Origin of the sequence: Micromonospora sp. NPDC049274, assembly GCF_040678875.1 — a bacterium.
Taxonomy (GTDB): domain Bacteria; phylum Actinomycetota; class Actinomycetes; order Mycobacteriales; family Micromonosporaceae; genus Micromonospora.
In genome coordinates this window covers 73,197-85,677 of the sequence record NZ_JBFAQS010000023.1, presented here as the reverse complement: position 1 = coordinate 85,677, position 12,481 = coordinate 73,197, and the positions used below count along the sequence as shown (strand labels likewise).

Below are 12,481 nucleotides of genomic sequence, written 5' to 3'. Positions count from 1 at the left end.
TGTCCTCTCCTGCGGTTCCCGGTCGAAGCGTGCGGGGTGGTCAGCCGAGGTAGTAGACGCCGCCGCTCGACGGCCAGCCACCGGTGGAGCGGCCCGTGCCGCCGCCCGTGCCGCCGTGCAGGAACCGCTGTATGTCGATGCTGCTGCGCGGCGCGCCAGTGCTGCCGTCCGGTTCGTCGTCGTAGACCTCGGTCCGTACGTTCTCGTGGGGCCGCGGGCTGAGGCAGTCGTTCCAACCCACGCAGTCGCGCTCCAACCACTCGTAGACCACCCGGGGCGCCGGGTCCGGCCGGTTACCGCAGGCGATCGCCGGTGCCGGATCACCGTTGTCGCAGGCGTTCCACCCGTTCTCCCGGATGTCCCGGCCGTAGTTGCGTGGGTAGACCTCGTAGATCGGCAGGTCGATCACCCACGAGTCGGACTCCCGGACCGGGGAAGGTCCGTTGATCTCCCCCGTGACGGAGCAGGTGCCGGCATGGCACTGTGGTCTCGGTACGGGCTTGCCGGTGCTCGACTGCGATGCCACCCGGACCGGGTCGCCGACGCCCAGCCGCTTGAACAGGCTGTCGTACGGTTCCGGGATCCGGACCCGGCGGCCGTCCGGGTCGCTGAAGGTGGTCGGGTTGTTGTTCGCGTACGCGTACCCGTTGACCTGCTGTCGGTCCTGGTGGTCGACCACCGGGTCGGCGGAGCCGAACCGACCGGTGCCCGGGTCGTAGTCGCGTGCGCCGAGGTGGGTCAGGCCGGTGAGCGGGTCGACGGTGCCGTCGAGGAAGCCCCGGTCGCCCGGCCAGTCGACCGAACCACCGCGCGGGTCGCCGAACGGCAGCGCGTGGCGGCGGGTCACCTGGTGCGTCGCCGCGTCGACGGCGAGTACGGCGGTGCCGCGCCGGTCCGGCACCAGCCGCGTGACGCCGCCCTTGACCCGCAGCGCGATGGTCTCCCCGGCGTGCCGGTAGTACCGGTTCCCGGTCGTCGCCGCGCCGGACCGGCGCACCTCGGTGTCGCCGAGATAGAGGGTGCTGCCGCCCGGGTCCCGGCGGATCAGCCGGTTGCCGTCGGCGTCGTAGACGTACGAGGTGGTCTGCCCGTTCGTGGTGACCGACGAGACGCGGCCCTCCACGTCCCAGGTCAGCGACTGACCGGGCCGGCCGGTGGCGTTGCCGGCGGCGTCGTGGCCGTACTCGTCGGAGCGGTTGCCCGCCGGGCCGGTCGTGTCGACGGTCCGCACGGTGTGCGGCTGAGCCCCACCCGGCGCGGGGTAGGTGTAGGTGCGAGTGACGTCGCCGCCCGCCGCGTGCCGCACGTCCCTGGTCCGGTTGCCGGTCGGGTCGTAGGCGTAGGACTGCCAGTAGGGTGCCGGACCCGCCAGGTCACCGGTTGACGGGCCGGCGGCGCAGTCGCCGGAACCCGCCCACGCCTCGGTCAACCGGCGCAACCGGTCGTAGCGGAAGCACTGGTCATCGCCGGTGGCCAGGTCCGCTGCCCGGGTCAGGTCACCCGCCGGGTCGTACTCGTGCACCGTGGCGGTCAGCAGCTCCTCGCCCAGCACCACAGTCGACTGGGTGAGGGCCCGGGTGCCGTCCTGGTAGCCGAAGCCGCGCACCACCTGCTGACCCGCCGGGCCGAGCGCCGACTCCTCGGGCTCGCCGAGGCTTGTGTAGCTGGTACCGGCCACGTAGCTGTCCAGGGGCGAGGTCAGGCTCGTCGGGAAGCCCAGGTTGTCGTAGCCGTGTCGCAGGGTCTCCGCCGGCAGGTCCCCCGCGGCCGGCAACCCGGTGGAGGTGACCTGGTCGCCCTCGTTGTAGGTGTAGGTGGTGGGGTAGGTGCCGGCCAGCCCGGTCTCCGTGGCGGGAACCACCACCGCGGTCGCGGTCCGTCGGCCCCGCAGGTCGTACTCGACGACCCGGTTCTCGTACCGCTGGCCGGCCTCGTAGCGGACCGCCGAGGCCGGTAGTCCCTTGCCGAGCGTCGCGGTGTCGTACGTCCACTCGGCCAGCCGCGGGCCGTCTGTCGAACCGGCGTACGCGCCGATGCGGCGGCCCAACGGGTCGTAGCTGTACGCCACCGTCTGGCCCCGGCCGTCGCGGACGCTTGTCACCTGACCCCGCGCGTCGTAACCGGTGAGCGTCGTGCCGGTGTCCGGGACCTCCTCCCGCACCTGCCGGCCGCTCAGGTCGTAGCCGTAGCGCCACACGTTGCCGACCGGGTCGGTGACCGTCGCCAGTTGGCCGCCCTTGGCGTACGTGTAAAGGGTCTCGTCGAAACCGCCGGTCGGGGCCGGTCCGGCGTACTGCCGCAGCGCCGCCCGCCGGCCGTGGGCGTCGAGGATTTCGGTGGTGGGGGTGCTACCGGCAGGCGGTGTGACGGAGATCCGGTCCCCGCCGTACGTCGTCGTGGTGCGCCACCGTTCCGGGTCCTCGCCAAGGACCTGGAGCGCCCTGGAGATCTGGCGGTCCGCGCCGTCGTAGCCGTACACCGTCTGCGCCGTCACTAGTTGCGGATCAGGTGCCAGCGCCCCGTTGACGAGGCCGGGATCGTGCCGGGGTCCGACGACGACGGCGACCCGGCCGTGCGCGTCGTACTGGGTGTCGGTGACGATCCGCCCGCCCCGGGGCGAGTCCCGCTGCGTCTGGCGTTGCCGCAGGAGTCCGTCGAAGAGCTCGTAGCTGTTCTGGTAGCTCGACCCGGCGAGCAGGGTACGGGCTAGCACGGCGCTCGGCCCGTCGCTGCGCACCGTGTAGCTGAACTCGACGTTCGCCGATGCGCTCGCGGGCCGTCCCGGCCGCCACACCCGCGTGATCCGGCCCAGGGGGTCGTACGCCCTGGTGGTGGTGCCCCCGTTGGCGTCGGTCGTGCTGGTCTCGACACCGCGCAGCGGCTCGTAGTCCGTGGAGGTGGCGAAGCCGAGGGCGTCGGTGACCACCGTACGGGTCAACGGTCCACCCACGGACGGGGTGTAGGCGGTGCGGGTGGCGTTGTCCAGCGCGTCGTACACCACAGTCGGCCGGCCGTGCTGGTCGAGGGTGCGCCGGCTGATGGTGACGTACGTCGGACCGCCGGTCCCGGTCTGCGCCTCCTCGACCCGGGTGACGTCACCCGCGCTCGGCGGGGCGCCCCACGGCGTGTTGTCGTCGTGGTAGTAACGCTTCTCGGCGACCAGCTCGGCCGGGTAGGCCCCGGCGGCGTCGCAGGCCACGCCGAGGGTCATCTCCCGCTTGACGGCGCTGACGACCCAGTCGGTGGTGTTCTCGGCGTACTCGACCCGGGAGCAGGTGTCGTCACCCGGTTCCGCCACGTCACCCCGGTCGTGCGTCTCGATCAGGCGGCCCCTGGCGTCGTACGTGTAGGCCCGCTCAGTGGTCCGGGTGCCACCGCCGGCAAGTGCGGTCTCGACGCGTTCCCACTCCAGGTCGGTCAGGTGGGCCTCCAGGGCGCCGCCGGTCCCGCCGACGCGGGGGCGCTGGGCGGTGAGCCCGAGGTCGCGCGGCTTGGCGACGGTGCGGCTGACGAGCGCACCACCGTCGCCGTCGAAGACCGTGACGGACCGGTTGAAGCCCCGCCACATCGGCAGGTCCGACTCACCGTCGACACTGACCTGATCGGCCTGGCCGCTGCGGTTGACGTCGCCGTTCATGCCCCGCATGAACAGGTGCTCGGTCAGCGTGCGCCGACCGCCCGCCGCGCCGGTACGGACCTTCACCCGTTGGTAGCCGCGCCACTGTCCCCAACTCTTGCGCCCGGCCGGCACCAGTTCGGCGTCGTCGTGATGCCAGCCGCTCCCGCCGAACACGTACTCGTAGGAGGTGGTCTTCGGTGGGTTGCCACCGACCAGGTCAGACTCTGTCACCTGACTGACCACATACTTGTGGAACCAGTCCTCGGTAGGGGTGGTCCCCCAGATCGCCGGAAAGCAACGCTTCTCGTTGCTGTCGACGGCGGGCACCGTCCCCGCCCGACACTCGGTCGGTTGGTACGCGACCTGGACCAGCCCGCCGGTCTCGGTGTAGATGGAACTGATCCGCCGCTTGTACATGGCCGGTCGAGTGTCGGCGCGGTCCACCCGGTTCTCCGCCGGCTGCCCGTCGAAGGTCACCGCCGGCAGGGTCGCGGTCCCGCCGACCAGACCGGCCCGGGTGATCGAGTCGAGCCACAGCGCCGCCGGCTGCCGGTCGGCCGGCACCGGGTACGACTGGCCGAAGGTCCAGGAGTCCACGTCCCGGGCGGCGCCACCGCTGACCACCTGAGTGGTGATCTTCGAGAGCCGTCTGGTCGACCAGAAGGTCGGTGACAACACCTGACACCCGGTCGCGTCGCACCACTGGTCCCACGGCGTGTCCGGCCAGTTCTGCGGCTGCGAGCGGACGCAGCTGGTGCCCGGCACGCACCGGTCGGCCGGGGTGAACACCACCCGGGCCGCGGGCTGCGCGGTGTAGACGGAACCGATCCGCTGCCCGTAGTCGATCCGGGTCGGTTGCCCGCCCCGCACGTACGGGGTGGGCAGGTCCGTCCGGCCCGCGCGGCCGTAGTGATTGGACTCCGGGGCGTACCAGTACGACATCACGTCGTTGTGCCGGTCCACGACGAAGTCCAGGTTCCACCGGTACGCCTGTTGACACCAGGACGCCTCGAAGGTGGTGCCGTGACAGGGCTCGCCGGTGCCGTTGCCGAAGATCGGCACGGTCCAGGTGGACCCGGTGGTCGGGCTGCTTCCGGTGCCCTCCGGGAGCCGCTCCCGGCCGAAAAAGTACTGGGTGCCCTCGGGTGAGGTCAACCGCCAGTACTCGCCGTCGCGGGCGCCGTTCGGCGCTCCGGTGAGATGGTCGACCCGCCAGCCGTCGTCCTGCTCGGCCCGCCACAGCTGCCTGCCCGCGTCGTAGACCAGCTCACTGGTCAGACCCGGCAGCACCACCGTGGCGTTGTCCGTCGCCCAGCACAGGTCGCCGCTGGTCGCCGGTCCGCCGTCGTCGCCGCACCGGACGTACGACCGCTCGATGAAGCCGGGTTGGTAGTCGAATCCCTCGCCGAGCCAGGACGGCTGGTTGTTGGTGGACGCGACCCGCCCGTCGACCGAACCCGACGAGTAGCGCAACGCGATCTCCGGCGTCGGGCCGGGCACGCTCGGCGTGCTCACCGGGTAGGACCAGGTGAAGTCGCCGCTCTGCAGGCCCACCTGCCAGGTCGCGGACGGGGCCAGCGAGGTGGGCCGGAAGCTGCCGGCGCTGCCTTCGGGGCCTGCCGTCACGGCGTAGAGTCCGTCGCCGACCTCGGCGCGCAGCAGACCGCTGTCCACCGCGTTGCGGCTCGGCACCGCCGTGCCGGTCCGGCACCCCTTTGCGGCAGGGGTCGTCAACGCGCAGTCGGGCAGCCGGACCAGCCCGAGCCGGCTGGCGTAGTCACCGCCGTACGCCTGCCGGAAGCCCGAGTAGTCGACCTCCACCGTGGTCTCCCGGGCCGCCCTGTCGGTGTGGCCGATCCGCAGCACCATCCCCCGCGCGCCGACTCGGGCGGTGGTGGCGCGGTCGAAGACCTCGACCCGCGCCGTACCCGGGCCGGTGGCCGCCCCGGTGGCCGCAGTCGGGGCGCCCACCTTGACCGGCAGATTGCCGGCCCGCACCAACGCCGGCACGTCGTCGGGCGCCCGCCCGTCGACCTTGCGCGGCACCGGCACCTCGGCGATGCCGGCCGCGGGCCAGGCCACCTCGGGCGCCGTGCGCAACGCGACCTTCGCCTCCGGGTCCGCCCCGCGCGGCTGGGCTGCCAGCCGCTGCGCCGGCTGCCCCGACCAACCCTCTGAATGTGCTGGCGGCCGGGCCGCCGCCGGTGCCGACAATCCGGCAACGGTGATCAGGATCCCGCACAGGGCCGATCCGATGCGTTGTCCTTGCCGTGGCCGCATTGAAGCCTCCGAAGGTGACGAGGTGCTACTGGGACTAATCATCAATCGCGCCATATCATGTCGCCGACCTTGTCGCCGGCAACCTCTCCGAGAAACCCGAAGACGGGCATACACGCGGGTGCGGCAGGGCCGCACAGTGAGCCCAGGCCGACTCCCAAAAGAGTTCCGACGAATTCCACAGACTTTTTGAAGCCGAATTTCTGCAGTGCCTTTCCCGCCGGCATGCCACTCTCGATGTCGCTCGCGACGCCGAGCACATCCGATGCCGGTCCCAGCAGGTCGCCGCCGTGTCGTACCAGCGGATTGTCCCCGTACGCGGCAAGGAATCCGCGACTGCCCTGGCCGCTTTTGAGAGCCGTCTTGGCCGGCTCGCGCACGCTGGGATTTCCGCTACGGGCCTGCTTTTTCAATTCTTTCTTGGATGGCCCCTTGCTATCGGCCGCGGCCCCGAAACCGCCCTCGGCCTTGTCCGCCCGGGACACCGCATCGTTGATGGCGCCGATTGGCTTGCTCTTCGATGTCGCCCGCTTGTCCCGAGCATCCAGTTGGGCGTCCTTGTCCAACAGGCGGTCGCGGGCGGACTTCGGTGCCTTCGCCTTCTTCGGCTTGACCTTGCCGCGCTTGTCGCGATTGTCGAGTTGCTTGTCCTTGGCCAGCAGCCGGTCCCGCGCCGACTTCGGTCCGGCCGCCGGACGACGCACGGCCTTCACCTTCGGCTTCGGCTTGGGCTTCTTGACGTACTTCTTGCCGTTGTAGCGGTGCGTCTTGTTGAACTGGGTGCAGCCCTTTCCGGTGCCGCAGTCCGGCCGCAGCCCGTCCGGGTCGGAGTAGGTGACCGGGCTGTTGTTCGCGTACGCGTAGCCGTGCATCTGCTGCGGGTCGGACTCGTCGATGACCGGGTCGACGGACAGGAAACGGCCGGTGTCCGGGTCGTACTCGCGGGCGCCGACCCGCACCAGGCCGATCCCGGTGTCCAGGGTGCCGCCGACGAAGCCCCGTTGACCGGGCCAGTTGCTCGTCGCGGGGCCGCGGCTTCCGCCGTACGGCAGGCTGTAGCGACGGGTCGCGGTAAGGGTGGCCGCGTCCACCGCCACCGCGGCGGTGCCGTTGTGGTCGTCCACCAGCCAGCTGAGCCGGTTGTCCGCGGCCCGTACGGCGACCACGTCGCCGTCCTGGCCGTAGTAGCGGGTGCCGAGTGCGCCGCCCCCGCCCGCCGGGCGGAACAACTCCGCGTCGCCGAGGAAGTACGTGGTGCCGGTGGCGTCGCGGCGCAGCACCCGGTTGCCGTCGGCGTCGTACCCGAAGGAGGTGGTCCGGCCGTCCTCGGTGACTGCCGTCAGATTGCCCTCGGTGTCCCAGGTCAGGGTCTGGTCCTTGCCGGCCACCGCGCGGGTGGTGGTGTTGCCGTCCGAGTCGTAGCCGAACGTGTCGGTCCGGTTGCCGGCCGGGCCGGCGGTGGTCACCGAGCGCAGCGTGTGCGGCTGGGCGGCGCCGGCATCCGGATAGCCGTAGGTGCGGCGGGTGTCGCCGCCGGCGGCGTGCCGCACCTCCTCGGTGCGGTTGCCGACCTTGTCGAACCGGTACGACTGCCAGTAGGCGGCCGGGCCGCCGAGAACGGACGGGCTGGGTTCGCCGGCGCAGTCGTCGGTGGCGGTCCAGGCTTCGGTGAGCCGGCGCAGGTGGTCGGTTCGGAAGCACTGGGTGTCACCGACCGCGGCGTCGGCGATGGAGGTGATGTTGCCTGCGTCGTCGTAGCGGTAGTTGACGTCGCTCACCATTGTGACGTCCTCGGTGCTCACGCCGACGGCCTGGGCGGTGCTGAGCCGGCGGCTGCCGGTCTCGTAGCCGAAGGCCCGCAGCAGCACCGCGTCCGGGCCGCCGAGCTGGTACGACTCGACGTCACCCAGCGGGTCGTACGCGGTGTCGTTGACGTAGGTGACGCTGCCGCCGGAGCCGGTCCGGGAGGTCATCCTGGCCGGCAGGCCGAGCGAGTTGTAGGTGTAGGTGACCGTCTCCGCGCCGAGGCTGCCGACGGCCGGCAGGCTGGCGGAGGTCACCGCCCCGGCGGCGTTGTAGCCGAACGTGCTGGCGTACCGCTCGGTCTGCCCGGCCGTGGCGGCCGGGACCGTCGCGGCGGTGCCGGTCGGCCGGCCCGCCGGGTCGTAACCCAGGGTCTCCGTCCGGTACGTGTCGCCGCCCGCGTACCGGGTGGCGGCGGTGGGCATCCCCGTGCCGCCAGGAAGCGTGTCGTAGGTCCAGTCGGCCAGCTTCGTACCGTCCGGGGAACCGTCGTACCGACCGGTGGGGCGGCCGAGCGGGTCGTAGGTGTTGGCGACGGTGTGCCCACGCGCGTCGGTGACGCTGATCAGCTGGTCCTCGTCGTCGTAGCGGGAGGTCGAGGTGCCGCTGTCCGGGTCCTCGGTGTGGATCCGGCGACCGCGCAGGTCGTAGGAGTAGCGCCAGACGTTGCCGGCCGGGTCGGTGACGGTGGCCAGCTCACCACCCTTGGTGTACGTGTACCGGGTCTCGTCGTAGGCGCCGGTGGGTGACCCGCCGGTGTACTGCCGCAGCGCGGTGACCCGGTCGTCGGCGTCGACGACCGTCGTCGTGGCGGTGCCACCGTCGGGCGGGTCCACCGACGTCCGGTCGCCGCCGTACGCGGTGCCGGTACGCCACTGCTCGACGCCGTGGGAAAGGAAGATCTCCACCGTCTCCCGGTCCGCTCCGTCGTAGCCGTACCGGGTCTCGCTGGGCACGCTGCCGGTCGGCCGGAACAGCTCCGGGACCGGGTCGCGGCTGGCCTCCCAGTAGTCGTCGTAGGTCCGCTCGACGCGGCCGTGGCCGTCGTGGAACGTGTCGGTGATGATCCGGCCGCCGGCCGGGGAGGCCGTCTGGGTCTGCCGGGGACGCAGGAACCCGTCGTAGAGGGTGTACGCGGACCGGTAACCACCGCCGGCGTCCCCGGTCAGGGTCTCGGCGCGGGTGGCGCTGGTCCCGTCGGCGCGGACCACGTACTCGAAGCGACTGTTGGGGCTCTGGGTGTCCTTGGCCCGGCCGGGCAGCCACACCTGACGCAACCGGCCCAGCGCGTCGTACGTCAGATCGGTCCGTCGCCCGTTGGCATCCACGGCGCTGACCGGGCTGCCCAGCAGCGGGTCCAGGGTGCTGGTGGTGGTGTGGCCGAGGGCGTTGGTGGTGCTGACCTGGGTGGTCGGTCCGCCCAGCGCCGGGGTGTACGCGATGGTGCTGCGGCTGCCCAACGCGTCGACCTCGGCGGTGGGGCGGCCGTGCCTGTCGACCTCGGTCGAGCCGGCGGTGACGTAGACCGGACCGCCGGACCAGGAGCCGGCCTGCTCGCTGCGGGTCTCGTCGCCGGCAATCGGCGGCGCACCCCAGGCCAACTGGCCGTCGTAGTAGCCGCGTTCGTCGGAGATGAGGTCGTCGGGGTACGCGGGGGTGGCGGCGCAACCCACGGCCACCGTCTCGGTTCGGGACACCGTGTCCGTGATCCACCTGTCGAGGTTGCGGGTGTACCAGGTGCGGGTGCAGGTGTCGTCGTCCGGATCGGCCAGGTCACCCCTGTCCTCGACCCGGGTCATCCCGGCGTAGTCCGGGTCGTAGCCGTAGTTGGTCTCGGTGGTACGGGTCGAGCCGTCGCTGAGCGCGGTGAGGATCCGTTCGGTGGTGCCGGTCACCAGGTACGCGGTGAGCGGTTGCAAACCCGCGCGCTGCCGGGCGGCCGTGGCCCGTACGCCGGTCAGCGCGGAGACCCTACGCTGCAGCCACGGACCACCGTCACCGTCGTACGTGGTGACCACCCGGTTCAGGCCGCTCCACTGCGGATCGTCGGACACACCGTCCACCCGGACGTCCCGGTCCGGCGGGCCGGACTTGTTGACGTCGCCGTTCATGCCGCGCATGAAGACGTACTCGGTCAGGGAACGTTGGCCACCGGCGGCCCCGGTCCGCACCCGTACGGTGCGGTAGCCGTGCCACTGGCCCCAGGTCTTGTGGTCGGTCGGGACCAGTTCGGCGTCGTCATGGTGCCAGGCGTGCCCGCCGATGTCGTACTCGTAAGAGGTGATCTCGGGCGGGTTGCCGCCCACCAGGTCCTCCTCGGTCACCTGGCTGACGGCGTACTTGTGGAACCACTCCAGCCGGGAGGTGGACCCGATACCCCAGTACACCGGGAAACAGCGCCGGTCGTTGTCGTCCTCGGCCGGCAGGCCCCCGGGCCGGCACTGCACCGGCGCGTACGCCACCGCGATCCGGCCGCCGGTCTCGGTGTGTACGGCGCTGATCCGGCGTTTGTACAGCGCCTGCACGGTGTCGGCGGTGTCCACCCGGTTCGGCCAGGTCTGCCCGTCGAAGGTGACCGGCGGCAGCGTGGTGGTGCCGCCGACGTGACCGGACTGCCGGATCTCGTCCAGCCACAGCGGCGGGCTGGTCTGGTCCTCCGGCCGGGGGTAGGACTGGGTGAGCTGCCAGGAGTTGATGTCGCGGTAGGCGCCGGCGGTGTACACCTGCGTGGTGACCCGGTCGAGGCGTTTGGTCGACCAGAACGTGGGGGCGAACACCTGGCACGTCCCGCTGGACGTGCAGGCCTGGTCGAGCGGAGTGTCCGGCCAGTTCTGCGGCTGGGAGGTGACGCAGCTGCTCCCCGAGATGCACCGGTCGGCCGTGGCGAACGTGACGCGGGCAGCGGCCGGCACGGTGAACAGGGTGTCCGCGCGCTGGCCGTACTCGACGCGGTCGAGTTGGCCGCCCCGGACGTAGGGGGTCGGCGCGGTGGCAGTGGCGTTGCGGCCGTAGTGGTTGGTCTCGGGGCGGTAGTAGTAGGACATGGCGTCGCCGTGCGGGTCGACGACGTAGTCGAGGTTCCAGCGGTACGCCTGTTGGCACCAGGCGTCAGCGGGAGTGCCGCGGTAGCACCGGGCCCCGGGTTCCTTGCCGAAGACCGGCACCGTCCAGGTCGAGTTCGTCTCGGCCCGGCCGGTTACCCAGCCCGGTAGCCGGTTGAGGCCGAAGTAGTACTGGGTGCCGTCGGGTGCGGTGAGTCGCCAGTGTTCACCCTTGTCGCCGTCGTCACCGTCGTCGCCGTTGGCTGCGCCGGTGAACCGCTCCACCCGCCAGCCGTCGTCGTCGGCCATCCGCCAGGTGTGGCTGGCGTCGTCGAGGACCAGTTCGCCGGCCGCGCCGGGCAGCGACACGATCGCGTTGTCGGTGCCCCAGCACAGGTCCCCTAGGCGAGAGGCGGGTTCGGTCGAGCAGGGCTTGTAGGAGCGTTCGATGAAGCCGGACTGGAGTTCGAAACCCTCGCCCACCCAGGACGGCTGGTTGTTGTTGGCGGCCACCCGCCCGTCGATCGACCCGGACGAGTAGGTCAGCGCCAGGTCGGGCTCGACGCCGGGAACCTCCGGCGTGTCGATCGGGTACGACCAGGTGAAGTCACCGGACTGGAGCCCCACCTGCCAGGTGGCCGTGGGTGACAGCGAGGTGGCCTGGTAGCTGCCGGCGCCGCCGGACGGACCCGCGGTGAGCGCGTACAGGCCGTCGGGAACCCGGGCCTCGACCCGGCCGGTGGCCGACCGATTGCGACTGGGCACCGGCGTGCCGGCACGGCAACCGGGGGCGGCCGGCGTGGTGGCCGCGCAGTCGGGCATCCGGACCAACTGCAGCCGGGAGCCGTAGTCGCCGCCGTAGGCGGTACGGAAGCCGGAGTAGTCGATGCTCACCTGCGTCCGGGCCGCGTCGTTCCGGCGGGAGAGCCGGACGAGCAGGCCGGTCAGCCCGGCCGCTCGTACGGCGTCCTGGCCGAGGAGCTCGACGCGCACCGTGCCGGCCCCGGTGGGCGATCCGACCCACAGAGGTAGGGCGCCGGCCCGGGCGAGGGAGATCTCCGGCTCGCTCGACGTCGGCCGGACGGCGGCAGCGACGGGCACGTCCACCGCAGCGGCGGACGGCCACTCGGGGCGGGCCGCGACCCGCAGCGCGGTGGGCTCCTCCAGGTCGACGGCGCGGGGGCGGGCCGGCGCCGAGGTGCCCTTGACCGGCACGACCGGGTTCTTCGGGGCGGGCGGCCGTGGGCTGCTGGCGGGCCCGGCCTGCGCGGGGGCCACCCCCACCAGGCTGAGAACCAGCGCCAGGACGAGAGCGCCGGCCAGTGAACCACGGCCGAGGCGTATCCGGCCGATCCGACGGGTACCTGGTAGAGGCATCCTGTTCTCCCCGGGTGCTGTGGTGGCGACGTGGACGAGGACCGACCAACCAACCGGCGGCCCTGTCGCGCCGGGCCGCCCGTCCGACTAGGACATTGGGCGTACGCGGCCACCGTGGGCAATGGCTCCAGCGCGTTCGGGACAGTCCCGAACAGGCCTGCACGACGGTCCCCTCCCATTGGCTGAGATCGATAACTTCCATCGAGATCAATCGACCCATGGGGAAGCCGCATGTCCGAAGCCGAAACGGGGCCGCATGTTGCAGAAGCGGTGATGATCCGCCCCGCGCCGCTGTGTTAGCCTCGGTGCGCGCCCCAGATGGGCCTACCCCCGGAGGTTCTGGCTACTTCAGCCACCACGCCGA

The 12,481-nt window shown here is 71.7% G+C and carries 2 protein-coding genes; both read right to left on the bottom strand.

Annotated features, from left to right (window positions below; genetic code table 11):
- Nucleotides 1–40: 40 nt before the first annotated feature.
- A complete protein-coding gene (locus AB0K10_RS30235; RefSeq protein WP_363689153.1) occupies nucleotides 41–5,833 on the bottom strand; it encodes an RHS repeat-associated core domain-containing protein in 5,793 nt (1,930 codons plus the stop codon).
- 107 nt (nucleotides 5,834–5,940) lie between these two features.
- Nucleotides 5,941–12,117: an RHS repeat-associated core domain-containing protein gene (locus AB0K10_RS30230; protein ID WP_363689152.1), complete on the bottom strand. Its 6,177-nt coding sequence runs from the start codon at nucleotides 12,115–12,117 to the stop codon at nucleotides 5,941–5,943.
- Between the last annotated feature and the right edge of the window lie 364 nt (nucleotides 12,118–12,481).

What these genes read in the sequence shown, in the direction of transcription:
- AB0K10_RS30230 (WP_363689152.1), bottom strand. Translation starts at nt 12,117, where the DNA reads ATGCCTCTACCAGGTACCCGTCGGATCGGCCGGATACGCCTCGGCCGT.